This window comes from Streptomyces sp. YIM 98790 (assembly GCF_011421595.1).
GTDB lineage: Bacteria > Actinomycetota > Actinomycetes > Streptomycetales > Streptomycetaceae > Streptomyces.
Genome location: NZ_WTLH01000005.1, coordinates 22314 through 48457, shown reverse-complemented (window position 1 = coordinate 48457; position 26144 = coordinate 22314). Strand labels below are relative to the sequence as shown.

Genomic DNA, 26144 nt, shown 5'->3' with positions numbered 1-26144 from the left:
GCCGAAGGGACACTTCATGCCACCTGCGCACGACAAGCCGGCGGTCACCACCGCGACCGGGCGGGAGTACTTCCCGGCGATGGACGGCCTGCGCGCCGCCGCCGCTCTCATGATCTTTCTGGTGCACCTCTTCGGTCTGGCCGGCGTGGAGTCCAGGCTGGTCGAGCGCTTCACGGTTGCCATACCCGTCTTCTTCGCCATCTCCGGCTATCTGCTCTACCGGCCATGGGCCGCCGCAGCCCTCGGGAGCCGGCCCGCGCCGCGGGTCCGTGCCTACTACTGGCACCGCTTCCTGCGGATCGTGCCCGCCTACTGGGTACTGCTGGCGGTCTCGATGGCTGTCTTCTACCGGAATCTGCACGAAGACGGCGGGCAGTTGCTTCGGCTCGTCACACTTCAGCACATCTTCGTCGTCGGTGACATGCCGGACGAGGGCATTCCGCTGATCGGCACCATGACCCAGACCTGGAGCCTGGCCACCGAGATCCACTTCTACCTGCTGCTGCCGCTGCTCGCCTATGTCCTGCACCGGGTCCTGCTCTCCCGGCACCGGGTGGTGCTCACCGTCCTGCTCCTCGCCGCCCTGGAGGCGGGCCACATCCTGTGGTGGAACCACGTACTGAGCCTGTCGTTCTACGAACAGACCATGTGGTGGTGGCTGGTCGGCTACTTCCACTACTTCGCCGTCGGCATGGTGCTGGCCGCCGTGTCGGTCCGGGCGTCGCTGTCCGGCAGCACCCCCGCCCTCTCCAGGGCCGCCCGGGTGCCCTGGCTGTGGTGGGCGGCCGCGGCAGCCGCCCTGGCGGTCGCCGCCTACCTGGCACCGCGGGATCCGCTGAACCTGCCCGGCCAGTACTGCGACCTGGTGGTGACGGTGGGCCTGATCACCCCGCTGGTCCTGGCTCCGGGCCGGGGACCGGAGCGGCTGATGCGCCACCCGCTGATGGCGTGGCTGGGCCGCATCAGCTACGGCATCTTCCTCTGGCACGTGTTCCTGATCATGGCGGCGCTGCGCATCACGGACCGGGAGCTGGGCACCCTCGGGGTGGACGGCCTGCTTGTCCTGCTGCCGGTCACCCTGCTGGCCTCGGTGCTGTTCGGCTGGCTGTCCTACGTGCTGATCGAGAACCCCCTGCGCAGGCTGCGCGGTCTGGCCGGCTCCCGCCCGGACCCCGCGCCGCCCGGGCCGCGCCCGGAGGATCCGGTGCCCATGGCGGGCGGGCAGGCGGCACCGTAGTCCGCCCGGTTCCGCGCTCCCCCGCCCGCCATCGGCCCCCGGCCGGTGCGCCGACCCGGCGCACCGGCCACCGTGCTCCTGCCGTCACCGGGCTGCCGGTACGATGCCGAGCGTCAGCAAGGCGTCGTGCCAGGCGCGCAGCGTGCCCCCGGCGCCGGCCGGCAGCACCGGGACGACCGCGCTGCGCCCGCCGCGCACCGCCGGGTGACGGCGGACGGGCATGGACAGCGCCTTGCCCGGCCCCGCCTCGACGAGCAGGAACTCCCCCTCCGACAGCAGGGCGTCCAGGGCGGGCCAGAAAAGCACCGGGGCGTCGAGCTGGCGGGCCCAGAATCCGGCGGAGAGCGCCTCCCCGTCCTGCACCGGCCGGGCAGTCCGGGTCGACCAGACCGGTGTGTGCGGCCGGCGCAGGCGGATTCCGGCGAAGCCGGCCTCGAACAGTTCCCCCGCCCCGGCCACGGCAGGACAGTGGAACGGCTGCCGTGACCTGACCCTGCGGCACATGACGCCGCGGTCCCGGAGCTCTGCCGCCACCAGGCTCAGCCGTGGCTCCGGGCCGGCCAGCACCACCTGGCGCGGCGCGTTCACCGCGGCCACCGCCATGCCGTCGGCCCGGGCCCGGGCATCCAGGCAGCTCTCCGCCTGTTCCCGGGTGGCGGCCACCGCGAGCATGCCGCCCGGCGGAGCGGTCGCCATGGCCGCCGACCGTGCCCGCATGAGAGCCGCCGCCTCCTGCAGGGTGAAGACACCGGCCAGGGCGGCGGCGGCAAGTTCCCCGACACTGTGCCCGAGAAATGCCGCGGGGCGAAGGCCGCGTTTCCGCAGGGCGGTGGCCAGGGCGTATCCGACGGCGAACAGCAGCGGCTGGGCGCGGGAGGCGTCGTCCAGCGGGACGGACGGTTCACCGGCGAGCCAGTCCTCCCGGAGCCGCCGCCCCTCGTCGCCCATGAAGGCGAAGAACCGGTCCATGGATTCCGTGAACCCCGGCTCCGTCCCGTACAGCTCCACCGCCATACCGGGGTGCTGAGCCCCCTGTCCGGGCAGCAGCACCACCACGGGCCGGCCGTCCGGCGCACCCGATTGCTCGTTCATGCCGCCCCGCCTCCCGTACGAATTCGGGCCGAGTTCTTCCATTGTCATGGTGTGCATATTTTCCGCGCCGATCCGCCGCCCGACGGGATTGACCGCGACTTGACGAAATCCTGCAGATCTCTGACAAGCAGGCCCTTGAGATGCTCCGCCGTCCCGAAGAAGCTGTTCCATAGCCTCCGCCGCAGTGTGGCAGGCTGCCCCCAGGAAATTCGGGGCAGCCTGCCGGATTCCTTCCGGAGCGGATTTCGATGCCCGAGCGGGCCGGTATCCGGTCCTCCGATCACCGGGTTTGGGGACTTTCATGACCATGCCGTCGAGCGAATCCGTGCACACCGGCCTGCTGGACTGCCTGCAGGCGAATATCGCGGTACTCGCCGATCACCATTACACGACGGGTGCCCATCTCAATCTCGGGGCACCGCTGCGCTTCCGCTGGCGCCCGGGGCCCGCGGGTCTGCCCACCGTGGAACCGACGCTGGCCGAACAGCTCGCCGCGGCCGAGGAGTTGCTCGGGCTGCGGGTACGGGACCGGGCGTCCGTGGTCGGTGCCGAGCTGACCGGCCTCGCGCCCCCGGGGGAATTCGCCTATGTGGTCGCCGACGCCTACGAGTTGCCGTGGGTGCCCTACTTCCGGCGGAAGCACATGGAGCACAGTTTCCTGCTCGGCGGCGACAGCACCGTCATCGACGCGTACGACAACCGCACCCCGTGGGGCGTGGCCGTGCCCGGGCCGCGGCGGCTGCCGTCCGAGGGGCTCCTGGTGACCGGCGCCGAGGTGATCGTGTTCGCTCCCTCCCCCTCCGGGCCGCCCAGCCCCGGCCCGTCGGTTGAGCACGGTCCGGCCGACGGCTACCTGGAGGCGTACCGGTCGCACCGGGACAGGGAGACCGCCATGGAACGGCTGACCCTGGAGACGTGGCTGCTGGCCCGCTCCCGCCGGCTGCACGCCGCCTTCCTGGAGCACCGCGGCATGCCGCCGACCTCCGTGCAGCGGGAGCAGCTCGACGCCTGGGACGGTCTGGCGGAACGGGCCTACCTCGCCCACCGCCGGGTCAGCCGCGGCAGACCCGAACCGGAGGGCGTGCTGGAGCGGTTCGCGGAGGTACTGGCCGCGGACCGGCGGAGCTTTCCCGCGGCGCCTGCCCCGGGAGCCGCAGCGGGAGCCGCAGCAGGGGCCGCAGCACCGGACGAGTCGCTGCGCCGCACCGTGGCCGCCGTGGTGGGCCCGGTGCTGGGCGTGCGCGAGGCCGCGCTGCTCGGCGGCACGGACTTCCGGTCCTTCCCCGCTTTCGACTCCTTCCGGCTGGCGGAAATCGTGGAGCGGCTGGAGAGCGCGCTCGGCATCGAGCTCGACGCCGCAGAACTCGCTCCCGAAAACCTGCGCCGGGTGGACGACCTGTGCCGGGTCGTCGGCAGGTCGACCGGCCGGCTCGCCGTGCGGGACGAGGCATGATGCGCCCGCACACCCGCGTGCTGCACGACGTGATCGACGAGGCGGCACGGCTCCGGCCCGGCCGGCCCGCGGTCACGGACGCCACCACGACGGTCAGCCACCGGGAACTGGCGGAGGCGAGCGTACGGACCGCCCACTGGCTGCGCCGCGCCGGAGTGCGACGCGGCCGGCGGGTGGTGATGCGCACGCCGTCGAGTGTGCTGCAGCCCGTCCTGGTGTACGCCGCCTCCCGGGTCGGCGCCATGGTGTCGCTGCTCCACGAGCAGACCGGGGAGCCGACCCTGGCCCACGTCCTCGACGACTGCGAACCCGATCTGCTGGTCACCGACACCGCCGCGGCCGCGGCGCACAGCCGGAACATCCGGGTGGCGAGCACCGCAGAGCTGGCCGCCGCCGCCTTCGCCCCCGGTCTGCCGGACGAAGCGGTCCGGGCGGAGCGGGAACCGACGCTGCCCGTCGATCCCGTACTGCTGATCTACACCTCGGGCACCACCTCCTTCCCCAAGGGGGTGGTCAGCACGCATCAGCAGGTGCTGTTCGCGGTGGAGGCGATCCAGTCGGCGCTCTCCTACCGGGAGTCCGACGTGGTCTACTGCCCGCTGCCGATGTCCTTCGACTACGGCATGTACCAGCTTTTCCTCGGGGCGGTCTCCGGGGCCCGGGTGTGGCTGGGGCGCCCCGCCGAGGCCGGTCCCGCCCTGCTGTCCCAGCTGCTGACCACCCGGGCGACCGTGCTCCCGGCCCTTCCGACGGTGGCCGAGGCCCTGGTGCGGCTGCTGGGCCGGCATCCCGGACCGGCCCCTTGCCTCCGGCTGCTGACCAGCACCGGAGCGGCCATGCCCGCCCCCGTGCTGTCCGCGCTGCGCGCCGCCCTCCCCGGGCTGCGCGTGCAGCTGATGTTCGGCCTCACCGAGTGCAAGCGGGCCACCATCGCGCCGCCCGACGCCGACCTGGAGCGGCCGGGCACCTCGGGGCGGGCCCTGCCGGGAACGGAGGTGTTCGTGGTGGACGACGCCGGGGACCGGCTGCCGCCCGGCCCGGTCGGCCAGATCGTGGTGCGGGGCCCCAACGTGATGGCCGGCTACTGGCGGCGGCCGGCGCTGACCGAGAGCCGCTTCGTCCGCCGCGAGGGTCTCTTTCCCGAACTGCACACCGGCGACTACGGCCGCCTGGACGAGGAGGGCCATCTCTATGTGGTCGGCCGCCGGGACGATCTGTACAAGGAACGCGGCTACCGGGTGAGCGCCACCGAGGTGGAGGCCGCGGCCCGCCGGGTACCGGGTGTCCGGTCGGCCGCCGTGCTGCCGCCCTCGGCGGAGCACCCGGCCGTTCTGGTCGCGGTCACCGACCAGGCGCCGGCACGGGTGCTGGACGGCATGCGCGGCCAGATCGAGGTGTTCAAGATCCCGGCCCGCTGCCTGGTCGTGGACCGTCTCCCGGTCAACGGCAACGGCAAGGTGGACCGCAAACGCCTCGCCGCCCTGGTCACGGAGGCCGACCGTGCCTGAGAGCCAGGAGCCCGACAGCCGGAACCCCGACAGCCGGAACGTCGAGAGCCGGGAGCCCGAGAGCCGGGAGCCCGAGAGCCGGGAGCCCGAGAGCCGGGAGCCCGGCAGCGGGGAGCGGGAAACCGGGCTGCCCTCCTGGGCGGGCCAGGACATCGGCGAGACCCCGGCCTACGTCTACGACCTCGCCCGGGTCCGCGCCAACCACGCCGCGCTGCGCGGCGCTCTGCCGGTCGAGGCGGATCTCTACTACTCCCTCAAGGCCAATCCGCACCCGGCTCTGCTGGCCGAGCTCCGGGCGCGGGGCGTACGGCCCGAGGTGTGCTCCCCCGGAGAACTCGCCGCCGCGCTGGACGCGGGCTGGCCGGCCGGCCGGGTGCTCTACACCGGGCCGGGAAAGCGTGACCGGGATCTCGACCTGGCCCTGGCCGAGGGCGTCCGGGAATTCTCCGCCGACTCACCGGCAGCCCTGGACCAGCTCCGGGCCGCGGCGGCGGCCCGCGACACCGCCGTGCGCTGCCTGTTGCGGGTCAACGACGACCAGGCGGCCGGGAGCAGAGGACTGGCCATGACCGGTGGCCCCTCACAGTTCGGCGCGGACACCGAGTGGATCGTCCGGGAGCCCCGGCGCTTCGCGGGCCGGGACGGCGTGACCGTGCACGGCCTGCACTTCTACCTCGGCACCAACCTGGAGAGCGTGCCGGATCTGGTCGGCCAGTTCCGCCGCTCGGTGCGCACCGCCGCCCGGCTGGCCGGAATACTGAACGGACACGGTGCCGACATCCGGGTGCTCGACCTCGGCGGCGGATTCGGGGCACCCTTCGCCCGGGCGGGCCGGCCGGCCGGCCTGTCCGGCCTGCGGGCCGAGCTGGAGACCCTGCTCGACCGCGAACTGCCCCGGTGGCGGACCGGCCGGCCGCGGATCGTCTTCGAATCCGGCCGGTATCTGGTGGGTTCCGCCGGAACCCTGGTGACGGCCGTGCTGGACGTCAAGCGTTCCCACGGCCGGGACGTGGTGGTCCTGGAATCGGGAATCAACCACCTCGGCGGCATGTCGGGGCTGCGCCGGCTGCCGCCGCTGGTACCGCATCTGCTCACCGGCCGCGGGGCCGACGGCGGAGAGCCGGCCGCGGCGGAGAGCGGCCCGGCCATGATCGCCGGCCCGCTGTGCACTCCCCTGGACCTGTGGGCCCGCACGGCCCGGCTGCCCAGGCTGCGGCCCGGCGACCTCGTCGCCGTGCCCAACGTCGGCGCCTACGGCCTCTACGCCAGTCTGGTCGCCTTTCTCGGACACCCCCTGCCGGTGGAGATCGTGCTCGACAGCGACCGCCCGGGACTGCCGCCGGAACGGTCCCGGCTCGGCATCACCCGTGCCTCCCTTCCGAACGAAAAGGACTGAGCCCGTGGATCAGCGATTCACCGACCTGCTCCGCCCGTTCCTGAAGTTCGCCAGCGATCCCGGGCTGACCCCCGAGTCGGACCTGCGCGCGCTCGGCCTCGACTCCATGCAGGCCATCGAGCTGCTGTTCGCCATCGAGGACACCTACGGCATCTCGCTGCCCGACGACGAGCTCAACGACACGACCTTCGGCACGGCAGGAAACCTGTGGCGGGCCATCGCGGCGCAGCTGCCGCAGGACACCGGGGAGCCGGCATGACCAGCGCGCCGAGCCGTCCGGCGACGGCCGTCCCCGGCGGACTCGCCGGCCTCGCGGACCACGTCGCCGGCGTTGCCGAGGAACACGCGCCGCGCACCGACCGCGACGCGGCCTTCCCGGTGCCGGTGCTCGACGAGCTCCGCCGCACCGGGCTGCTGGGACTGCTGGTTCCGCCCGAGCACGGCGGCCTCGGCGGAACCCTCCGGGACATGGTGGACATCGGCATCCGGCTCGGCCGGGCCGACATGTCCATCGCCATGATCTTCGTCATGCACTGCCAGCAGGTCGAGGCGACGGTGCGGTACAGCGGCGAGCCGCTGCGCAGCGAGCTGCTCCGCCGGCTCGGCAGCGGCCGGCACTACCTGGCGTCCGTCACCACGGAGGCCGGCAAGGGCGGCCACCTGCTCACCGCGCACGCCGCCCTGCGCCGTGACGGCAGCCACGTGGAGATCGACCGCCACGCCCCCATCGTCACCGGAGGCGCGCATGCGGACGGCTTCCTCATCACCATGCGCGGCTCCGAGGACGGTTCCCCCCAAGCGGTCTCCCTCGTGTACGCGCACCGGGACCAGCTCAGCGTCACCGTCTCCGGTGACTGGCAGCCCATGGGCATGCGGGCCAGCCACAGCATTCCGCTGCGGCTGGCCGGCCGGGTACCGGCCCATCAGGTGATCGGCGCGCCGGGCTCGTTCGCGGAGATCTCCACCAGGATTTTCGCCCCCATGGCCCATCTGGGCTGGTCGGCCGCCTGGCTGGGCACGGCCGCCGGGGCCCTGTCCCGGGTCCTCCGGCTGCTGCGCGGCCCGGACGGCCGCACACGCTTCGACCTCGGCTCGGAGCTGCTGCTCACCCGGCTGTCCCGGGCCCGGCAACGGCTGGACACGGTGCACGCCCTGCTGCGCCGTGCCGAGGACCTGGTGTGCACGGCCCCGGACATCTCCGTGCCACGCCACCAGCTGCTGCTCAACGCGCTCAAGATCACCGCGGCCGAGCAGTGCCACCGGGCCGTCGAGGACCTGGTGGACGCCGTCGGGCTCCGCCACGGCTACCTCAAGGACTCTCCGACCCGGCTGGAGCTGGCGCTGCGCGACCTGCGCTCGGCCGCCCTGAACTACAGCAATGACCGGCTGCATCTCGCCGACGGCCGGCTCGCCCTGCTCGACCCGGAGGTACGCCTTGCCTGACAGCGGCACCGCACCGGCCCCCTCCGGCGGCTGGCCGGCCACCCTGGACCGCACGCTCGGCGCACTCCCCGCCGACGCGCCCGGCCGGGAGGTCTGGCAGGCCCTCGGCGCCGCGGACCTGATCCGGCCGGTGTACCGCGACGGCACGGCCGCCGCCGGCGTCCGTCCCGACCGGCTCGGCCGGCTGCTCGCCGCGGTGGACGCCCGCTTCCCGGTCGGCACCACGCTCGCCGTCTGCGTCCAGACGGCCACCGCGCTGCCCCTGCTGGCCGGTGACCCCGCCGCGGCCGGCCCGCTGGCCGGCGCGCTGACCGGCTCCGGCGTGGTGGCCCTGGCCGCCACCGACACCGGTTCCGGCTCCGACCTGACCGGCATGTCCACCGAGGTGCACATCGGCGCGCACGGGCTGCGGCTGGACGGGGAGAAGCGCTGGATCACCAACGCCACTGTCGCGGACCACTATCTGGTGCTCGCCCGGCACCGGCCCGGGCAGCACTTCACCGACTTCACCTGGCTGACGGTCCCGGCCACCGTGCCGGGAGTCCGGGTGCGTCCGGCCGACACGCCGTTCTTCACCGGCTCCGGCGTCGGCCATGTCACCTTCGACGGGGTGCGGCTGGCCCGCTCCCACCTCCTCGGCCGCCCGGGGCGCGGGCTGCCCGGCTTCGCCCGGTGCATCGTCAACGAACGCCTGGCCGGGGCGCTGTGGGCGGTTGCACTCTGCCGCCGCGCCCTGGACGCCACCCTGCGCATGCTCCGGACACGCGCCCACGGCGGGGGCACGCTGTGGGACCTGGACGCCGTACGCCTGCGCCATGCCCGCTGCCTGGTGCAACTGCGGCTGCTCGACGCACTCACCCGCGAGCTGGGCGACCGGATCGCCCGCCGGCACGACAGCGGCGCCGCCGCCCTGCTCAAGGCCGCCGTGGGGACCACGGTGGACGGTGTGCTCGCCGAGTGTGCCCGGCTCCAGGGTGCCGACGGCTTCGCCGCGGACGGCGCCCACCGGCTCCGCGCCCAGGCCGGAGTCTTCGGCGTCGGCGGCGGCACCACCGAGGTCATGCTCTCCGCCGTCGCCGATGCCGCTCCCGCCCTGCTCGACGAACTCCGTGCCGGGTCATGAGCGGCGGCACGGCGGCCCTGCGGGCCGAGATCGCACCCGGAGTCTGGGTGGCCACCGCGGGCACCGAGGACTCCCGGTCATGGGCCCGGCCCGCCGATCTGGCCGCGGCGTCGGGGATGCCCCCGTGGCGGGCACGGGAGTTCCTGGCCGGCCGTGGTCTGCTCCGCGCCCTGCTGAACGACGTCCACCGGCCCGCAGCCGGAGCCGCGGTGGCCGCCCGCCGGGGCGGCAAACCGTATCTGCGGGGCTGGCCCCGGCTGGGCATCAGCATCTCGCACGACGGCGGACGGGTGGCGGCCTGCGCGGCCGTGGACCGGGCTGTCGGGGTCGATCTCCAGCATCCCCGGGAGTCGGCCGTCGGGCCCCTGCTGCGGCGGGTCCCGTCCGCCCGGACGGCCGGCCTCGCCGCTCTGCCGGGCGAGGACGCCGCCAGGGAACTGGCCTGGATCTGGACCGCGCAGGAGGCGTGTGTCAAGGCCACCGGGGCCGGCTTCTCCGGACGCCCGTGGGCCATCGACATCCCGCCGTGGCGGTGTTCGGGCGACTGGCGCGGATATCGCTGGATCAGCCTCCGAGGGCTGTCCCAGACCCCACTGAGCTGTGCATTCGCCATGAACAGGGAGGAGGGCAGGACGTGACCGCATCCCTCACCGGACATCGTGCCACGGGTCCGGAGCCGGCCGAGCTGAGCTGTTACACCACCAATCTGGTGGACTATCTCGCCCCGGGCATCCCGGATGTGCGCGGGCGCCTGGCCGCCGCCGTCCGCCTCGACGCCGGCACCGAGGGCGGCGAGCTCGTCCTCTCCCAGCACGGACGGATCGACCAGGACCGGCACGGACGGATGCTGCGTTACCGGAGCGCCGGGTCCTGGCCGGAGACACGGGACGCGCTGGCCGGGGAGCTGGCTCGTGCCGGGCGGGTGCTGGTCGTCGCCAACACCGGTCATCTTCCGTGGTCTCCCGGGCTGGGCAGGGCGTACACCCCGCACTGGATGCAGCTGCTGGGCCGTGACGCGGACGGCTGGCTGGTGGCCGACCGCTTCGCCGCCCTGACCCCGCTGGGCAGGCAGCGGCCATGGTGCGGACGGCTCACCTCGGGCCAGCTGCGGGCCGCGCTGACGCCCATTCCGGAACCGCCGGCGGTGATCCGCAACCGCGATGCCCACGCCCTGGGCGAGAAGACCGAACTCCCTCCGCCCGCCCACTACCGCTGGCTCGGCTGGACCGGGCCGCGCCCGGTACCGGCCGCCCCGGCGCCCGGCGTGCCCGTGGATCCGGTCAAGACCCTGCTGCGGATCGCCGAACGCCTCGCCGGGGACGAGGCCGCGCTCGCGGCCCACGCCGAGGATCTCTGGGCGGCCGGCCGGCATCACCGGTACCGGCTGGAAACGCTCGTGTCACGCGGCCTGCTCGGCCGGGAAGAGACGCGGCCGGTCAGCGACGCCTGGCTGGCGCTGCCGCGTTCGGTGCGCTTCGCCATCGACTCGGCCCGCCGTGGCCGGCCGCGGCCCGGCCTGGTGAACGCGGCCTTCCGGCGGCTCGCGGACACCACCGGGGAGCTCCTCGCCCGGGCCCCCGCCGCGCTCGCCACCACCTTGCCGCCGGAGGAACGCCCATGACGGACAGGACCCTGTACGGCTGGTTCGCCGCCTCGGCGGCCGTCCACGGCGATCGGACCGCACTGCAGATCGGCGGCCGGCGGTGGACCTACCGGGAACTCGCCGCCCACTCCGACCGGACGGCCCGCCTCCTGCTGCGCCGGGCGGGCCGGGCGCCCCGCCGCATCGGCCTCCTGGCCTCCCGCAGTCTTCTCGCCTACGCCGGTTATCTGGCGGTGCTGCGGCTCGGCGCCACCGTGGTCCCCCTCAATCCCGCCTTCCCGCCGGGCCGCAATGCCGCCATCGCACGCGCGGCCGGAGTCGGCCTGCTGCTGGCCGACGGCGGTGAGCACCCGGAGACGCCCCCGGGGGTGCCCGTGTTCTCCCCCACGGAGCAGGAGCTGCTCGCGCCGGCCGAGGACACCGGTGCCGTGCTCCCCGCACGGCCGGCCGGCCCCGACGGCCTGGCGTACATCCTCTTCACCTCGGGTTCCACGGGCGTCCCCAAGGGAGTGCCGATCCGGCACCGCAATGTGCACGCCTATCTGGAGCACGTGGTCTCCCGGCACGGAACAGGGCCGGGAGACCGTGTTTCCCAGGCGTTCGATCTCACCTTCGACCCGTCGGTCTACGACATGTTCACGGCCTGGGGTTCCGGGGCCACCCTGGTCGTCCCCACCCGGGCCGACCTGCTGGCCCCGGTGCGGTTCATCAACCGGAACCGCATCACGCACTGGAACTCGGTGCCCTCGGTCATCTCCCTCGCCCTGCGGATGCGCGCGCTGGAACCGGGCGGCATGCCGACCCTGCGCCGGAGCCTGTTCTGCGGGGAGCCGCTCACCCTGCTCCAGGCCGGGGCCTGGAGCAGGGCCGCCCCCGGCAGCGTGGTGGAGAACCTCTACGGTCCCACCGAGATGACCGTCACCTGCGCCGAGTACCGCCTGCCCGCCGACCCGGGCGACTGGCCGCGCCCGGCCAACGGCACGGTTCCCATCGGCCGGGTCCACCCCGGGCTGGACCATGTCGTGCTGGACGAAGGGGGCCGCCCGGCGCGGGCCGGGGAGCTCTGCCTGCGCGGGCCGCAGCGGTTCCCCGGCTATCTCGACCCGGCCGACAACGCGGGCCGCTTCCTGCACTTCGACGGCTCCACGGCGACCGGCCATGACGGGCGCGGCCCGCTGACGGAGGAGCACTGGTACCGCACCGGCGACCGGGTCACCCGCCACGGGAACGATCTGGTCCACCTGGGGCGTACCGATCACCAGGTGAAGGTCCGCGGCTACCGCGTGGAACTCGGCGAGATCGAGGCGGTCCTGCGGGAACAGCCCGGGGTGACCGATGCCGTGGTCCTCGCCGGGGCCGGCGAGAGCGGCGAGACGGAACTGGTCGCCGCGTACGCGGGAGACGGCGCGGCCGAGGAGGACCTGCTCTGCGCGCTGGCCGCCCGGCTGCCCGGGTACATGATCCCTCGCCGGCTGGCCGCCTTCGAAACCCTGCCCCGCAACGAGAACGGCAAGATCGACCGCGTGGCGCTCCGCTCGGCACTGGCCGGTCCCGGCCTGCGGTGAAGGACCGCGTGATATTCTGCCACCGAGTGCCAAAAGTTGCCCAAGCCCCCTAGCACCGAGAGGCGTTGCCGAGTTGCTGGCCGGGTTACTGCGTACGCATCTGCGGCCCTACGCCCGCCGGACGGCGGCGGTCATGGCGCTGCAACTGGTGCAGACCTTCGCCATCCTGTATCTCCCCACCCTCAACGCCGACATCATCAACAACGGGGTGCTCCGGGAGGACATCGGACACATCCTCCGGACCGGCGCCCTCATGCTCGTGGTCACCCTGGTGCAGGCCCTGTGCGCGGCCACCGCCGTGTACCTCAGCGCAGGGGTCGCCATGGGCGTCGGCCGGGATCTGCGGGCCGCGCTCTTCTCCCATGTGCAGGGCTTCTCGGCGCAGGAGATGGCACGGTTCGGGGCCCCGTCGCTGATCACCCGCAGCACCAACGACGTGCAGCAGGTGCAGACGCTGGTGCTGATGGCCTTCACCATGATGGTCACGGCTCCGATCCTCGGCATCGGCGGAGTCGTCATGGCCCTGGGCCAGGACGTCCCGCTGTCCCTGCTGCTGATCGTGGTACTGCCGGCCCTGGTCATCGTGATCGTGCTGATCCTGCGCCGCGTGCTCCCGCTCACCATGACCCTGCAGCGACGCATCGACACCATCAACCGTGTCCTGCGGGAGCAGATCACCGGGATGCGGGTGGTGCGCGCCTTCGTGCGGGAGGATCACGAGCGGGACCGGTTCGACCGCGCCAATCATGACGTCACCGAGACGGCGCTGCGGGTCGGCCGCCTGCAGGCGCTGATGAACCCGGCCGTCATCCTGATCATCGAGTGCGCCGCCGTCGCCGTGCTGTGGTTCGGCGGACACCGGGTGGAGAACGGCTCCATGGAGGTGGGCTCGGTGGTCGCCTACCTGCAGTACCTGACCCAGATTCTGCACGGCGTCATGCTGGCGGCCTGGGCCTTCCAGACCGCGCCCCGGGCCAGGTCGTGCGCGCAGCGCATCCGCGAGGTGCTGGACACCAGGTCCAGCGTGGTGGCTCCGGCCGCTCCGGTCACCGTACTGCCCGAGCCGGGCCGGGTCCGGATCAGGAACGCCGAATTCCGTTTCCCGGGTGCCGAGGAACCGGTCCTGCGCGGGATGGACCTGGTGGCCGAGCCGGGCACCACCACCGCGGTGGTCGGGTCCACCGGCAGCGGGAAGACCACCCTGCTCTCCCTGATCCCCCGGCTCATCGACGCCTCCCGCGGCACGGTGCTGGTGGGCGGCGTCGATGTCCGCGACTGCGACCCGGAACTGCTCACCCGCACGGTGGGCCTGGTCCCGCAGCGGCCGTACCTGTTCTCCGGCACCATCGCCTCCAATCTGCGCTACGGCAGACCGGAAGCCACGGAGGACGAACTGTGGGCGGCGCTGGAGACCGCGCAGGCACGGGAGTTCGTCGAGGCCCTGCCGGACGGACTGGATTCCGCGGTGGGCCAGGGCGGCAGCAATCTCTCCGGTGGGCAGCGGCAGCGGCTGGCCATCGCCCGGGTCCTGGTGACGCGCCCCTCCGTCTACCTGTTCGACGACTCCTTCTCCGCTCTGGACTATGCCACCGAACAGTCCCTGCGCGCCGCCCTGCGCCGCGCGCTCGGCGCCGCCACCGTGCTGTTCGTGGCCCAGCGGATCAGCAGTGTGCGGGACGCCGACCGGATCGTCGTCCTGGACCGCGGCCGGGTCGCCGACGTCGGCACCCATCAGGAGCTGTTCGATTCCAGCCCCACCTACCGGGAGATCGTGCTGTCTCAGCTCACCGAGGAGGAGGCGGTATGAGCAAGGACGCCAGGCCGGCTGCGTTCCGCCGTTCCGCGGCGCGCCTGCTGCGGCAGATGGGCACCGACCGGTGGCTGCTGATCGCGACCGTGCTGGTGAACACCGCCAGCGTCGGCCTGGCCGCGGTCATCCCGCTCATCCTCGGCCACGTCACCGACCTGATCGTCACGGGCACCGGCACGCCGCAGGGAGTCGACTTCGCCCGGATCGCCCGCATTCTTCTCGGCGTGGCCGGCATCGTGTGCCTGGCCTCCCTGGCCGCGCTCTTCCGCGGGCGGCTGGCGGTCAGGGTGGCGCAGCGGATGGCGTTCCGGCTGCGGGAGCAGGCGGAGGCGAAGCTCCACCGGCTTCCGCTCGGCCACTTCGACACCCAGCCCCGCGGCGAGGTGCTGTCCAGGGTCACGAACGACATCGACAATGTCGCCCTGACCCTTCAGCAGTCGCTGACCGGTGTCCTCGCCAATCTCCTCACGCTGCTCGGGGCCCTGACGCTGATGGTGTGGATCTCGCCGCTGCTCACCCTGGTGGCACTGGCGACGATTCCGGTGGCCCTGGTGGTGACCAGAATCCTGGCCCGGCGCGCCCAGCCGCACTTCCGTCGTTCCTGGGCGGCCACGGGTGAACTCAACGCGCACCTGGAGGAGATGTACACCGGGCACGCGGTGGTCAAGGTGCACGGCCGCGAGCGGGAGACCACCGAGATCTTCACCGAGCGGAACGAGGCCGTCTACCACGCCGGCCGCAGGTCCCAGTTCCTCTCCGGGATCATCGAGCCGGTGATGACGCTGATCGGCAACCTCAACTATGTGCTGGTCGCGGTCGCCGGCGCGCTGCGCGTCTCCGCGGGGGCGATGACCATCGGGGACATCCAGGCGTTCATCACCTACACCGTGCAGTTCAACCGGCCGGTGACCCAGGTCGGTGCGCTGATCGGCATCGTGCAGTCCGGGATCGCTTCCGCGGAACGGGTTTTCGAGCTGCTCGACGCGGACGAGGAACCGCCCGGCGCGGAGCAGCCCAGCCGGCCCCGGCGGCTGGCCGGCCGGGTGGAGTTCCGCCACGTCCGCTTCGGCTACCGGCCGGGGGAACCCCTGATCGAGGACCTGTCCCTGACAGTGGAGCCCGGTCACACCGTCGCCATCGTCGGCCCCACCGGGGCGGGCAAGACCACCCTGGTCAACCTGCTGATGCGGTTCTACGATCTGGACGGCGGCAGCATCACCCTGGACGGCGTCGACATCACGGCCATGTCCCGCCGGGAGCTGCGCGGCTGCACCGGCATGGTGCTCCAGGACACCTGGCTCTTCCACGGCACCATAGCCGAGAACATCGCCTACGGCGCGGACGGCGTCTCGCGGGACAAGATCGTGGCGGCTGCCCGGGCCGCCCACGCCGACCGGTTCATCCGGACTCTTCCGGACGGGTACGACACGGTGATCGACGAGGAGGGCACCAATCTCAGCGCCGGTGAGAAGCAGCTCGTCACCATCGCCCGCGCGTTCCTCACCGAACCGGTGATCCTGGTGCTGGACGAGGCGACCAGTTCCGTCGACACCCGGACCGAGATGCTGGTACAGCACGCCATGTCCGCGCTGCGCGAGGGCCGCACCAGCTTTGTGATCGCCCACCGTCTGTCCACGATCCGCGATGCCGACACCATTCTGCTGATGGAGTCCGGCCGCATCGTCGAACAGGGCGGTCACGACGAGCTGCTGGCCGCCGGCGGTGCCTACGCCCGCCTGTACGCGGCGCAGTTCGCCCGGGCGGTGCCCGTCGCCGACTGACGGGAACCGCCCGGGCCTCCGCCGCGGTGCCGCCGGTACCGCCGGAGCCGCCGGTCAGCCGCCCGCGACCGGCGCGGGCGCGGCCTCGTCCACGGGGCCCGGACGTGGCCCGGCGGGGCCACGTGGATTCGCGAAGCGGCGCATCAGAGGCCGTTCCACTCCGGCGTACATCGCCCACGCACAGCCGAGGGAGACGGCAAGCACGGCCAGTGACCACAGGATGCGTGCGGCTGCCGGCAGCGGCACCGGGTCGATGTCGAAGAACTGCACGGCAGCGGTGATGACCGGATAGTGGATGAGGAAGAAGGCGTAGGAGACCGTCCCCAGCCACACCGTGCCCCGCCGCCCCAGGACCGAGCCGCCGCCCCGGATGTCCCGGTTGGCGAATGCCACCACCAGCACGGCCAGCGGAACCGCCAGTACCGACACCAGGCCCCGCAGGAACGTCACCTCGACCGCCACCGGGGCGCCCAGGCAGAGGAGGACCCCGGCGTGCCAGGGGCGCACGGACCCCAGCCGGCCCCGCCGCACCAGGGTGGCCAGCAGCATCCCCAGAACGAACTCCAGCAGCCGGGCGACCGGGAACGCATAGACGAACCAGTGCTGGTGGAGGGTTGCCGAAATCTCCGGGAAACTCGGAGAGTCCGGCAGCAGTGCGAATGCGAGCGTGGGGATCATCCAGATGCCCACGGCGGTGACCACCACCGCCGCCGTGATCTGCCGCGTGCTCAGCCGCTGTGCCAGCACCATCAGCAGCGGAAAGCAGGCGTAGAAGAAGATCTCGCAGGAGAGCGACCAGGAGACGCCGTTCGCGGCGGCGTCGTGGTTGTGGTCGGGCAGCCAGGACTGGATGAGAAAGAGGTTCGGCAGCGCCTGGCCGGCGCTGACGAGAGTGCCGGCGGAGACCATCAGTCCGAGTGCGGCCGCCCAGGCGACCACATGATTCGGATAAATCTTGACGAATCTTCTGCGCCAGAACGCCCCTGCGGTGTCCTCCGGCCGGGCGGACCAGGTCAGCACGAAACCGCTGAGCACGAAGAAGAAACTCACCCCGGCAGATGCCGCCACAAGGACGGCCCGGGTGAAAGTGGGCCCCGGTTCCTCGACGTACCAGAAGACGTAGTACACATGGGAGAAGAAAACCGCGAAGGCTGCAAGAAAACGCAGCCCGGTCAGTGAGGAAAGGTGTAACGGCGGGGTGGTGGAGCTCACTCTTGTCCTCCCGGTCGGTGATCCGCCGAAGCGCGGAAAAGTCCTTCGAGTCTGGTGGCCGCTCTCCTGAGCCGTCAAGTATGGGCGGCGCACTTTCCGCCGGAGACCGGCGCGGGCGGCGGCGCCGCCCCGTATTCAGGTGCGGAGAGCGGTGAGGAAGAGATAGGGCGGCGTATAGCCGTCGCGCAGCCTTTCCAGCATGCCTTCGAAGGCCTCCTCACCGCCCATCAACGGGATCAGGCGGTCCCGGTGGCGCAGACTCGCCTCGATCTGCTCCGCCCGTGCCGCCTCCGAGAACGCGGTGTGCGCGGTCACATCGGTGATGTCCAGCACGGTCAGGCCGGCCTCCTCGGCCGCCCGGCGGTAGCCCTCGAACGTGGGCAGGCTGTGCAGCCCGTCGCGGGACGGTTCGGTGCCCTCCTCGCGGAAGCGCTCGGCCAGCACCAGGCGCCCTCCGGGCCGTACCGTACGGGCCGCTTCCCGCAGCACGCCCGCCTTGTCCGGCATGTGCATCATCGCCTCCACGAACCAGGCGCCGTCGAAGGAGCCGTCCGGGAAGGGCAGGCTCGCGGCATCGGCCCGGATGAAGCTGACGCGGCTCTCCAGGCCCGCCGCCGCCGCGCGCTCGGCGGCCTGGCGGAGCTGGTAGTCGTTGATGTTGACCCCCACCACGCTCACATCCGCGGCACCGGCCAGGCTCAGCGCCGGGCCGCCGACACCGCATCCGATGTCGAGGAACCGCTGTCCCGGCCGGGGTGCCAGCCGTTCCACGAGTTTGCCGTTGAAGCGTTCCGCAGCCCGCGCGGTAGGGGTGTCGTCCTTCTCGTTCTCCCAGTAGCCCATGTGGAGATTGGGGCCGCCCATCTCCACCAGAATGTCCGTCGTCTCGTCGTAGAACTTGATGACCTTGCTGATCTGCACACCATCGGTTGCGCTCATGGCAAAGCCTTTCACTGGGGGTGCACTCGCGGTCGGCTGCTTCGCGAGTCTATCCGCGCTCCGACCGCACGGGTCAGCCGCCGGAGCATGAGGATTCAATATCCTGACAGTAATTGACAGTAGTCTGACCCGGTGTCGCTTGATATCGGCCCGCGGATGCGGGGATGCTTTATCAGGATTCACATGCCAGGACACGCATCGGCGATTCGCCATGGAGGCGGTCAGGTGAAAGGCATCATCCTCGCGGGCGGCCACGGTACTCGTCTCCACCCCATCACGATCGGCACCTCGAAGCAATTGATACCCGTCTACGACAAGCCGATGATCTATTACCCGCTTTCGGTGCTCATGCTGGCCGGAATCACCGACATCCTCGTCATCTCGGCCCCCCGGGACCGCGAGAGTTTCCGCCGGCTGCTGGGTGACGGATCAGCGCTCGGGCTCTCCATCGGCTATGCCGAGCAGGACCGCCCGCGTGGCCTGGCCGAAGCCTTTGTCATCGGCACCGACCACATCGGGGACGACGACGTGGCTCTGGTCCTCGGGGACAACATCTTCCACGGGCCCGGATTCAGCGGAATTCTCCAGGAGAACGCCCGCGACGTGAACGGCTGCGTACTGTTCGGCTATCCCGTCCGCGACCCCGAGCGGTACGGCGTTGCCGAGGTCGACGACGACGGCAATCTGGTCTCGCTCGTGGAGAAACCGGCCCGGCCACGGTCCAATCTGGCGATCACCGGACTGTACTTCTACGACAACGACGTCGTCGACATCGCCAAGAACCTCCGGCCCTCTTCGCGAGGCGAGCTGGAGATCACCGATCTCAACCGCGCCTACCTGGAAAGGGGCCGGGCCCGGCTGGTCTCCCTGGGCCGCGGATTCGCCTGGCTGGACACCGGAACGCACGACGCCCTGGTGGAGGCGGCCCAGTACGTCCAGATCCTGGAGCACCGGCAGGGCGTGCGCATCGCCTGCATCGAGGAGATCGCCTGGCGCATGGGGTTCATCGGCCGTGAGGACTGCCACCGGCTGGGCACGGCGATGGCCGGCACGGCCTACGGACGGTACGTGATGGACATCTCCGCCGCCGGCCGGCCCGCTCCCGAGGAAAGGGCATGACATGAGAATCCTGGTGACCGGCGGCGCCGGCTTCATCGGGTCCCACTTCGTCCGCGCGCTGCTGGCCGGGCGGTACGGCTCCGCGGACGGCACACACGTCACCGTCCTGGACAAACTCACCTACGCCGGGGACCGGCGGAACCTTCCCGCGCATCATGACCGGCTGGACTTCGTCCGGGGCGACATCTGCGACGCCCGGCTGCTGCACGAACTGCTGCCCGGTCACGACGCCGTGGTGCACTTCGCCGCGGAGTCCCATGTGGACCGCTCCATCGACTCGGGCGCCGACTTCTGCCGCACCAATGTCCTCGGTACCCAGGTGCTGCTCGACGCGGCTCTGCGCGCCGGGGTCGGACGGGTGGTCCACGTCTCCACGGACGAGGTGTACGGCTCGGTGGCAGCCGGTCAGTCCGACGAGGGCTGGCCGCTGCTGCCCAGTTCCCCCTACGCGGCTTCCAAGGCCGCCGCCGATCTCGTGGCCCGCTCCTACTGGCACACCCACGGCCTCGACCTCTCCATCACCCGGTGCTCCAACAACTACGGGCCCCGCCAGCACCCCGAGAAGCTCATCCCGCGCTTCATCACCAATCTGCTCGAAGGCGTCCCGGTGCCGCTCTACGGCGACGGCCGCAACACCCGCGAGTGGCTGCACGTGGACGACCACTGCCGTGCCGTCCACCTGGTACTCCACCGCGGCCGTGCCGGAGAGGTCTACAACATCGGCGGGGGCACCCGGCTGGCCAATCTCGAACTCACCCAGCGGATTCTCAGCCTCTGCGGCGCGGACCGGTCCGCGATCCGGTACGTGGCCGACCGCAAGGGACACGACCTGCGGTACGCGCTGGACGGCAGCAAGATCCGGGAGCAGCTCGGGTTCACGCCGCGGGTGCCGTTCGGCAGCGGGCTGTCCGAAACGGTGGCGTGGTACCGCAACAACCCCCAGTGGTGGAAACCGGCCAAGGCAGGCACGGCCGGAGACCACGGCAACCAGCGACAGGAGGCACGCCGGTGACGATCCGGGTCTGGGACTACTTACCCGAGTACGAGAAGGAGAAGGACGACATTCTCGGCGCCGTCGACCAGGTCTTCGGTTCCGGACAGCTGATCCTCGGCCAGAGCGTCGAGCAATTCGAATCCGAGTTCGCCCGCTACCACGGAGTCACCCACTGCACCGGAGTGGACAACGGCACGAACGCGCTCACACTCGGCCTCGAGGCGCTCGGCATCGGACCGGGGGACGAGGTCATCACCGTCTCCAACACCGCCGCCCCCACCGTCGTCGCCATCGCCGCCACCGGAGCCACCCCGGTCTTCGTGGACGTCCGCGCCGCCGACTTCCTGATGGACACCGACCAGGTGGGCGCCGCCATCACGCCCCGCACCAAAGCCCTGCTGCCCGTGCACCTGTACGGTCAGTGCGCGGACATGGCCCCGCTGGAGCGCCTGGCCCGCCGCCACGGGCTGGCCGTCCTGGAGGACTGCGCCCAGTCGCACGGCGCCCGCCACCACGGCCGGGTGGCCGGCTCCATGGGCGACGCGGCGGCCTTCTCGTTCTACCCCACCAAGGTCCTCGGCGCCTACGGCGACGGCGGCGCCGTGCTCACCTCGGACGACGAGGTCGATCGCGCGCTGCGGCAGCTCCGCTACTACGGCATGGACAAGACCTACTACGTGGTCCGCTCCCCCGGGCACAACTCCCGGCTGGACGAGGTCCAGGCCGAGATCCTCCGCCGCAAGCTGCGCCGGCTCGACGCCTACACCGAGGGGCGTCGCGAGGTGGCCCGCCGCTACCGGGAACAGCTCGCCGACCTCACCGGCCCCGGGCAGCTGCAACTGCCCGAGGTCAATCCCGGCAACACCCATGTCTACTACGTCTACGTGGTCCGCCATCCCCGGCGGGACGCGATCATCGAGGCGCTGAAGCCGCACGGCATCTCGCTCAACATCAGCTACCCCTGGCCCGTGCACACCATGTCGGGCTTCGCGCACCTCGGATACACCCGCGGAGATCTTCCGGTCACCGAACGGCTGGCCGAGGAGATCTTCTCCCTGCCGATGTACCCCTCGCTCTCCGAGGAGCGACAGAACAAGATCGTCGACGCGCTGCGCACCGTCCTGGCAGCCCTGTGAACCCGAGCGGAAGGCAGTGTGTGACGTGGCGGAGCACCTGAGCCTCTACGCCGACGGAGCCCTCTACGACGCCCTGTACCAGGGGCGGGGCAAGGACTACGCCCACGAGGCGTCCGTGGTCGCCAAGCACATCCGCGCCCGGAGACCGGCGGCCGTGTCCCTGCTGGACGTGGGCTGCGGCACCGGCGCCCACCTGGAACATCTCGTCGCGGAGTTCCCGGACGCGGCCGGCGTGGACATCGCCCGGGGCATGCTCGACGTGGTCCGCGCCCGGCTGCCCCGCGTGCCGGTCCACCTGGCCGACATGCGGAACCTCAGGCTGGGACGCAGCTTCGACGCGGTGGTGTCGCTCTTCTGCGCCCCGGGCTATCTGAGCGGCACCGACGAGCTGGACACCGCGGTGGGCGCCATGGCCCGCCACCTGGTGCCGGGCGGGGTCCTCGTCCTCGAACCCTGGTGGTTCCCGGACAACTTCACCCCGGGGCATGTCGGGCGGGTACTCACCACGGCCGGGGACATGACGGTCGCCCGCGTCACCCACACCGTCCGGGAGGGATTCACCAGCCGCATGACCGCCCACTACCTCGTCGCCCGCCCGCACACCGGGGTGCGCCACTTCTCCGACACACACGTGATGAGCCTCTACAGCCGCGAGCAGTACGCCTCAGCCCTCACCCGGGCCGGCTGCTCGGTGGAGTACATCGAGGGCGAGTATCCCGGAAACGGGCTGTTCGTCGGCGTAAGACAGCCCGGGGAACTGCCCGGGACCGGACACCGCAAGGAGAGGTGATCAGCCCGATGGAGGTACGCAAACTCGGCATCGAGGGAGTGATCGAGTTCACCCCGCCGGTCCACCGCGACCGGCGCGGGCTGTTCTGCTCGGCCTTCCAGCGGCAGACCTTCGCCAGGACCCTGGGCAAGCCGCTCTTCCCGGTCGGTCAGGTGAGCCACAACATCTCACGCCGCGGGACACTCCGCGGCATCCACTACACCGCCACTCCTCCGGGGATGGCCAAATACGTGTACTGTCCCCGCGGGCGGGTGCAGGACTTCGTCGTCGACCTGCGCGTCGGTTCGCCCACCTTCGGCACGTCCGAATCCGTGACGCTCGACGAGGACAGCAACCGCGCCCTGTTCCTGCCCGTCGGCATCGGCCATGCCTTCCTCTCCACCAGCGACGATTCCATGGTGCTGTACGTGCTCTCCGGGGACTACGTCGCCGGGAACGAACTCGCGGTGGACGCCCTGGACCCGGCCCTCGGCCTGCCCGTCCCACAGGGGTACGACCACATCCGCTCGGACCGTGATCTGGTCGCCCCCACCCTGGCCGAGGCGGGAGAGCGGGGACTCCTTCCCGAGTACGCCGCCTGCAGGGAAGCGGAGGCGCGGCTGTGGCAGTGACATCACCGCTCGTCGTGCTCCTCGGCGCCACCGGCTTCATCGGCTCCGCCGTGCTGCGGGAACTGGCCCGTCATCCGCTGCGGGTACGGGCAGTGGCCCGGCGCCCGGCCGTCGTCCCCGCGGACGCCCGGGCCGACATCACCGTGCACACCGCCGACCTCACCGAGCCCGGTGCCATGGCCGCCGCCGTCGAGGGCGCCGACACCGTCATTCACGCCGTGGCCTACATCGCGGAGGACACCACCTGGCGGATCGCCGAAGGGGACACCGCGGCCGAACGCGTCAATGTCGGTCTGGTGCGTGATCTCGTCGCCGTGCTCTCGGAACGGGACGGGGCCCGCCGGCCCGTCGGCGTCCTGTTCACCGGTGCCGCCTCCCAGGTCGGGTGGTCGGACAAGGAGGTGCTCGACGGCACCGAGCCCGACCGGCCGCTCGGGGAGTACGACCGGCAGAAGCTGGCCGCCGAGCGCGCCCTGCTGGCCGCCGATGCCGCCGGGGTGCTGCGCGGCGCCTCGGTCCGGCTCCCCACCGTCTTCGGCTACGGCACCGGCGCCACCGTGCGCGACAAGGGCGTGGTCGCCGCCATGGTCCGCCGCGCCCTGGCCGGCGACCCGCTCACCATGTGGCACGACGGCACGGTACGCCGCGATCTGCTCTACATCGAGGACACCGCCCGGGCCGTGGTGACCGCGGCGATGCGGCTGCCCGGGCTGGCCGGCCGTCACTGGCTGCTGGGCACCGGCGTCGGCTCGCCGCTGGGCGAGGTCTTCACCGCCATCGCCCGCCTGGTGGCCCGGCACACCGGCAAGCCCCCGGTCCCGGTAATCTCCGTGCCGCCGCCCGGACGGGCCGAAGCGGGTGACTTCCACAGTCTGGTGATCGATTCGTCGGCCTTCCGCTCGGCCACCGGGTGGCGCCCCCGTGTGCCGCTGGACGAGGCACTGCTGCGCACCGTCGGCTTCTGCGCGGGCGGCGCGGAGGGAGAGCTGCGGTGACCACGGGGGTGCGGCTCCGGCCGCGCCGGGACCCGTCCCTCCGGGAGCGGCTGGCGGCATCGGCCGCCGCCCGGGACGCCGGCAGCCAGATGCGGACCGCGGAGCTGACCGGCTGGCTCGCGGAGCGGACCCGGGCCCACCGGTTCTCGGTGCTCCGGATACCGCTGGACGAGCTCGACGGCTGGTTCTTCGCGGAGCACACCGGGAACCTGGTCCACCGCAGCGGACGCTTCTTCAGTGTCGAGGGACTCTCCGCGGATGTCGGCGAGGGGCCGTTCCGGCACTGGGAGCAGCCCATCATCCGGCAGCCCGAGACAGGCATACTCGGCATTCTGGCCAAGGAGTTCGACGGCATCCTGCATTTCCTGATGCAGGCCAAGATGGAACCCGGGAACCGCAATCTGGTCCAGCTCTCCCCGACGGTGCAGGCGACCCGGAGCAACTACACCGGGGTGCACCGGGGCAGCCCCGTCGCATACCTCGGCCATTTCTCCGGCCCGGGCCGGGGGCGGGTACTCGCCGACGTTCTCCAGTCCGAGCACGGCTCGTGGTTCTACCGCAAGACCAACCGCAACATGCTGGTCGAGACGGCGGACGACGTGGAGCCCCACGACGATTTCCGCTGGCTCACGCTGGGGCAGATCGGCGAGGCGCTCCGGTGGGACAACGTGGTCAACATGGACGCCAGGACTGTCCTCGCCTGTCTGCCCATGCCCACGGCCGGCGGGCAGGCACTGCTCACCGACGCCGAGGCGCAGTCCTGGTTCACCGTCGAACGATCCCGCCACGACGTGCAGGTCAGGCGCATCCCCCTGTCCCGGGTGCGTGGGTGGCAGCGGGACCGGTACCGGCTGGCCCGCCCGGACGGGCGGTACTTCCGGGTGGTCGCCGTGGCCGTCGAGGCGGACAGCCGGGAGGTGTCCGGCTGGTCGCAGCCGCTCCTCGAACCCACCGGGGCCGGAGTGGCCGCTTTTCTCTGCCGGCGGATCGCCGGTGTTCCGCACCTGCTGGTGCACGCCCGGGTGGAGGGGGGATTCCTGGGCACGGTGGAACTGGGGCCCACGGTGCAGTGCGCGCCGGCCAACTGGGCCCATCTGCCCCGGCAGGAGCGGCCGCTCTTCCTGGACACGGTGCTCGGGGCGGATCCCGAACGCATCCGGTACCAGGCGGTCCACTCCGAGGAGGGCGGGCGGTTCCTCAACGCGGAGAGCCGCTATCTGCTGGTGGACGCCGACGGAGCCGGCGACGAGGTCCCGGCGGACCCGCCGCCCGGCTACCAGTGGCTCACCCCCGGGCAGCTCAACGCGATGGCGGCGCACAGCCACTACCTCAACGTCCAGGCCCGGACTCTGCTGGCCCTCCTCAACACCGGTGCCGCCGTCCTCGGCACGGGTGGCCCCTGAACCGCGCCCGGGCCGCGCCCACCGGGACCGCGGCCCGGAGCACGCCTTCAGTCCGGGAGCTCCCCGGCGGGATGCCGTACCCGGGAACCGAGACTGGCCACGGCATCGCTCATCGCGTACCGGGTACGGCCGGCCGACCGTCTGCGGCGCCATGCGTGCTCGGAGGCGAGGCGGTAAACCGTGCCGGCGGGGGCGCCGAAGAGGCGGGAGACCTCGGCCGCGGTCAGCCAGCGCTCCGCGGACCGCTCCTCCGCCGTGCCGGTCCGCCGGCTCAAACCCTGGAGCACACTCCATTGCCCGCTGGGCCACACATGGCCGGGATCCGCCGTGCACAGGATCTCGCCGGGACTCCCTCCGCCGCCCCCGGCGTCCAGCAGCGCCACCAGCTCGCCCGGGCAGCCCTCCCGCACGCAGACCCCCACCGGGATGCGGCGCTGCACACCGCCTCGTCCGGCAATGCGCCGCGCCCGTTCGCCGACCTCGGCAAACTCCGCGCTGGCATCCCCGGCGGCCGGATGCGCCGCCAGCCACCGGAGGTGACGGACCAGGAACCGCGCCAGGCCGCCGACCGTGCAGGGCGGCGGTGCCAGGGCGTTCTCGTCCGCGACCAGCGCGCTCCATGAGGCCAGCAGTCCCTTGATGTCACTGCGCACATCCGCCGCATCGGCGTTGAACGGCAGACCGGACGGTCTTCCGCCACTGATCTTCTGCCGCGCCGCGCCGGAGGTGCGCGCCGTACTCAGCAGCTGGCCGCATTCGCCGTGCAGGGAAGGCAGTCCCAGGAGGGTGTCCCGCAGCCGGTTCCGGCACCGCACGCACAGCCGCTGCCCGGGGGCGGCGGGATGCGCCGCCCGGGCGGTGGCCGCCCGCTGCCGGCAGAGAGAGCCGGAACACAGCGCCGGTGCCGGGCCGGAAGCGGTCCCGCCGGGCATGC

Annotated in this window: 23 protein-coding genes; 19 read left to right on the top strand and 4 right to left on the bottom strand. The window is 72.0% G+C overall.

What is annotated here, in order from left to right; translation table 11 throughout:
* The first annotated feature begins 16 nt into the window (after nucleotides 1–16).
* Nucleotides 17–1237 (top strand): acyltransferase, encoded by a 1221-nt coding sequence (locus GQS09_RS01760; RefSeq protein WP_165984154.1) that lies wholly within the window; start codon nucleotides 17–19, stop codon nucleotides 1235–1237.
* Between the two features lie 84 nt (nucleotides 1238–1321).
* Here the strand turns inward: GQS09_RS01760 and GQS09_RS01755 are convergent, their stop codons facing one another.
* Complete coding sequence (locus tag GQS09_RS01755) at nucleotides 1322–2329, bottom strand: acyltransferase domain-containing protein (protein WP_165984153.1); 1008 nt, start codon at nucleotides 2327–2329, stop codon at nucleotides 1322–1324.
* 307 nt (nucleotides 2330–2636) lie between these two features.
* On the opposite strand from GQS09_RS01755, the gene GQS09_RS01750 reads away from it, so the two are divergent.
* The 11 genes from GQS09_RS01750 (at nucleotide 2637) to GQS09_RS01695 (ending at nucleotide 16011) form a co-directional block, all read left to right on the top strand.
* Nucleotides 2637–3782 carry an acyl carrier protein gene (locus GQS09_RS01750; RefSeq protein WP_207957354.1) on the top strand — a complete coding sequence of 382 codons (1146 nt, stop codon included), beginning with the start codon at nucleotides 2637–2639 and terminating at the stop codon, nucleotides 3780–3782.
* Nucleotides 3779–5290 carry a class I adenylate-forming enzyme family protein gene (locus GQS09_RS01745; RefSeq protein ID WP_243761030.1) on the top strand — a complete coding sequence of 504 codons (1512 nt, stop codon included), beginning with the start codon at nucleotides 3779–3781 and terminating at the stop codon, nucleotides 5288–5290. Before GQS09_RS01750 ends, GQS09_RS01745 begins: the two co-directional genes overlap by 4 nt.
* Nucleotides 5283–6686, top strand: a complete 1404-nt coding sequence (locus GQS09_RS01735) for a type III PLP-dependent enzyme (RefSeq protein ID WP_207957353.1) — start codon at nucleotides 5283–5285, stop codon at nucleotides 6684–6686. The genes GQS09_RS01745 and GQS09_RS01735 overlap by 8 nt, the downstream gene beginning before the upstream one ends.
* Nucleotides 6687–6690: 4 nt before the next feature.
* Complete coding sequence (locus GQS09_RS01730; RefSeq protein ID WP_165984151.1) at nucleotides 6691–6945, top strand: phosphopantetheine-binding protein; 255 nt, start codon at nucleotides 6691–6693, stop codon at nucleotides 6943–6945.
* Nucleotides 6942–8129 carry an acyl-CoA dehydrogenase family protein gene (locus tag GQS09_RS01725; protein ID WP_165984150.1) on the top strand — a complete coding sequence of 396 codons (1188 nt, stop codon included), beginning with the start codon at nucleotides 6942–6944 and terminating at the stop codon, nucleotides 8127–8129. The genes GQS09_RS01730 and GQS09_RS01725 overlap by 4 nt, the downstream gene beginning before the upstream one ends.
* On the top strand, nucleotides 8122–9252 hold the full coding sequence (locus tag GQS09_RS01720) for an acyl-CoA dehydrogenase (protein WP_243761029.1): 1131 nt from the start codon (nucleotides 8122–8124) through the stop codon (nucleotides 9250–9252). The genes GQS09_RS01725 and GQS09_RS01720 overlap by 8 nt, the downstream gene beginning before the upstream one ends.
* Nucleotides 9249–9890 (top strand): 4'-phosphopantetheinyl transferase superfamily protein, encoded by a 642-nt coding sequence (locus GQS09_RS01715; RefSeq protein ID WP_207957352.1) that lies wholly within the window; start codon nucleotides 9249–9251, stop codon nucleotides 9888–9890. The genes GQS09_RS01720 and GQS09_RS01715 overlap by 4 nt, the downstream gene beginning before the upstream one ends.
* On the top strand, nucleotides 9887–10873 hold the full coding sequence (locus tag GQS09_RS01710) for a hypothetical protein (protein ID WP_165984148.1): 987 nt from the start codon (nucleotides 9887–9889) through the stop codon (nucleotides 10871–10873). The genes GQS09_RS01715 and GQS09_RS01710 overlap by 4 nt, the downstream gene beginning before the upstream one ends.
* Complete coding sequence (locus GQS09_RS01705; RefSeq protein ID WP_165984147.1) at nucleotides 10870–12420, top strand: amino acid adenylation domain-containing protein; 1551 nt, start codon at nucleotides 10870–10872, stop codon at nucleotides 12418–12420. The genes GQS09_RS01710 and GQS09_RS01705 overlap by 4 nt, the downstream gene beginning before the upstream one ends.
* 73 nt (nucleotides 12421–12493) lie before the next feature.
* Nucleotides 12494–14227, top strand: a complete 1734-nt coding sequence (locus GQS09_RS01700; RefSeq protein WP_165984146.1) for an ABC transporter ATP-binding protein — start codon at nucleotides 12494–12496, stop codon at nucleotides 14225–14227.
* Nucleotides 14224–16011 (top strand): ABC transporter ATP-binding protein, encoded by a 1788-nt coding sequence (locus GQS09_RS01695; RefSeq protein ID WP_165984145.1) that lies wholly within the window; start codon nucleotides 14224–14226, stop codon nucleotides 16009–16011. Before GQS09_RS01700 ends, GQS09_RS01695 begins: the two co-directional genes overlap by 4 nt.
* Nucleotides 16012–16065: 54 nt before the next feature.
* On the opposite strand, the gene GQS09_RS01690 is transcribed toward GQS09_RS01695, so the two are convergent.
* Both GQS09_RS01690 and GQS09_RS01685 read right to left on the bottom strand, forming a co-directional pair.
* Nucleotides 16066–17223, bottom strand: a complete 1158-nt coding sequence (locus GQS09_RS01690; RefSeq protein WP_165984144.1) for an acyltransferase — start codon at nucleotides 17221–17223, stop codon at nucleotides 16066–16068.
* A 135-nt stretch (nucleotides 17224–17358) separates the two neighbouring features.
* Nucleotides 17359–18162, bottom strand: coding sequence for a class I SAM-dependent methyltransferase (locus tag GQS09_RS01685; RefSeq protein WP_165984143.1), 804 nt, complete (start codon nucleotides 18160–18162; stop codon nucleotides 17359–17361).
* A 225-nt stretch (nucleotides 18163–18387) separates the two neighbouring features.
* On the opposite strand from GQS09_RS01685, the gene rfbA reads away from it, so the two are divergent.
* The 7 genes from rfbA to GQS09_RS01650 are packed head-to-tail and all read left to right on the top strand — an operon-like array spanning nucleotide 18388 to nucleotide 25210.
* Entirely contained in the window at nucleotides 18388–19281 is an 894-nt protein-coding gene (gene rfbA, locus GQS09_RS01680; RefSeq protein WP_165984142.1) for a glucose-1-phosphate thymidylyltransferase RfbA, read from the top strand.
* Between the two features lies 1 nt (nucleotide 19282).
* Nucleotides 19283–20293: a dTDP-glucose 4,6-dehydratase gene (gene rfbB / locus GQS09_RS01675; RefSeq protein WP_165984141.1), complete on the top strand. Its 1011-nt coding sequence runs from the start codon at nucleotides 19283–19285 to the stop codon at nucleotides 20291–20293.
* Complete coding sequence (locus GQS09_RS01670; protein ID WP_165984140.1) at nucleotides 20290–21411, top strand: DegT/DnrJ/EryC1/StrS aminotransferase family protein; 1122 nt, start codon at nucleotides 20290–20292, stop codon at nucleotides 21409–21411. The genes rfbB and GQS09_RS01670 overlap by 4 nt, the downstream gene beginning before the upstream one ends.
* 25 nt (nucleotides 21412–21436) lie before the next feature.
* Nucleotides 21437–22201 (top strand): class I SAM-dependent methyltransferase, encoded by a 765-nt coding sequence (locus GQS09_RS01665; RefSeq protein ID WP_313895944.1) that lies wholly within the window; start codon nucleotides 21437–21439, stop codon nucleotides 22199–22201.
* Entirely contained in the window at nucleotides 22198–22812 is a 615-nt protein-coding gene (locus tag GQS09_RS01660; RefSeq protein ID WP_313895943.1) for a dTDP-4-dehydrorhamnose 3,5-epimerase, read from the top strand. Before GQS09_RS01665 ends, GQS09_RS01660 begins: the two co-directional genes overlap by 4 nt.
* Nucleotides 22803–23807 carry an NAD(P)-dependent oxidoreductase gene (locus GQS09_RS01655; RefSeq protein WP_165984139.1) on the top strand — a complete coding sequence of 335 codons (1005 nt, stop codon included), beginning with the start codon at nucleotides 22803–22805 and terminating at the stop codon, nucleotides 23805–23807. Before GQS09_RS01660 ends, GQS09_RS01655 begins: the two co-directional genes overlap by 10 nt.
* Nucleotides 23804–25210 carry an NDP-hexose 2,3-dehydratase family protein gene (locus GQS09_RS01650; RefSeq protein WP_313895942.1) on the top strand — a complete coding sequence of 469 codons (1407 nt, stop codon included), beginning with the start codon at nucleotides 23804–23806 and terminating at the stop codon, nucleotides 25208–25210. The genes GQS09_RS01655 and GQS09_RS01650 overlap by 4 nt, the downstream gene beginning before the upstream one ends.
* Nucleotides 25211–25257: 47 nt before the next feature.
* Here GQS09_RS01650 and GQS09_RS01645 read toward each other — a convergent pair whose 3' ends face one another.
* Complete coding sequence (locus tag GQS09_RS01645) at nucleotides 25258–26142, bottom strand: hypothetical protein (RefSeq protein ID WP_165984125.1); 885 nt, start codon at nucleotides 26140–26142, stop codon at nucleotides 25258–25260.
* Between the last annotated feature and the right edge of the window lie 2 nt (nucleotides 26143–26144).

What these genes read in the sequence shown, in the direction of transcription:
- GQS09_RS01760 (WP_165984154.1), top strand. Translation starts at nt 17, where the DNA reads ATGCCACCTGCGCACGACAAGCCGGCGGTCACCACCGCGACCGGGCGG.
- GQS09_RS01755 (WP_165984153.1), bottom strand. Translation starts at nt 2,329, where the DNA reads ATGAACGAGCAATCGGGTGCGCCGGACGGCCGGCCCGTGGTGGTGCTG.
- GQS09_RS01750 (WP_207957354.1), top strand. Translation starts at nt 2,637, where the DNA reads ATGCCGTCGAGCGAATCCGTGCACACCGGCCTGCTGGACTGCCTGCAG.
- GQS09_RS01745 (WP_243761030.1), top strand. Translation starts at nt 3,779, where the DNA reads ATGATGCGCCCGCACACCCGCGTGCTGCACGACGTGATCGACGAGGCG.
- GQS09_RS01725 (WP_165984150.1), top strand. Translation starts at nt 6,942, where the DNA reads ATGACCAGCGCGCCGAGCCGTCCGGCGACGGCCGTCCCCGGCGGACTC.
- GQS09_RS01715 (WP_207957352.1), top strand. Translation starts at nt 9,249, where the DNA reads ATGAGCGGCGGCACGGCGGCCCTGCGGGCCGAGATCGCACCCGGAGTC.
- GQS09_RS01705 (WP_165984147.1), top strand. Translation starts at nt 10,870, where the DNA reads ATGACGGACAGGACCCTGTACGGCTGGTTCGCCGCCTCGGCGGCCGTC.
- GQS09_RS01695 (WP_165984145.1), top strand. Translation starts at nt 14,224, where the DNA reads ATGAGCAAGGACGCCAGGCCGGCTGCGTTCCGCCGTTCCGCGGCGCGC.
- GQS09_RS01685 (WP_165984143.1), bottom strand. Translation starts at nt 18,162, where the DNA reads ATGAGCGCAACCGATGGTGTGCAGATCAGCAAGGTCATCAAGTTCTAC.
- rfbB (WP_165984141.1), top strand. Translation starts at nt 19,283, where the DNA reads ATGAGAATCCTGGTGACCGGCGGCGCCGGCTTCATCGGGTCCCACTTC.
- GQS09_RS01645 (WP_165984125.1), bottom strand. Translation starts at nt 26,142, where the DNA reads ATGCCCGGCGGGACCGCTTCCGGCCCGGCACCGGCGCTGTGTTCCGGC.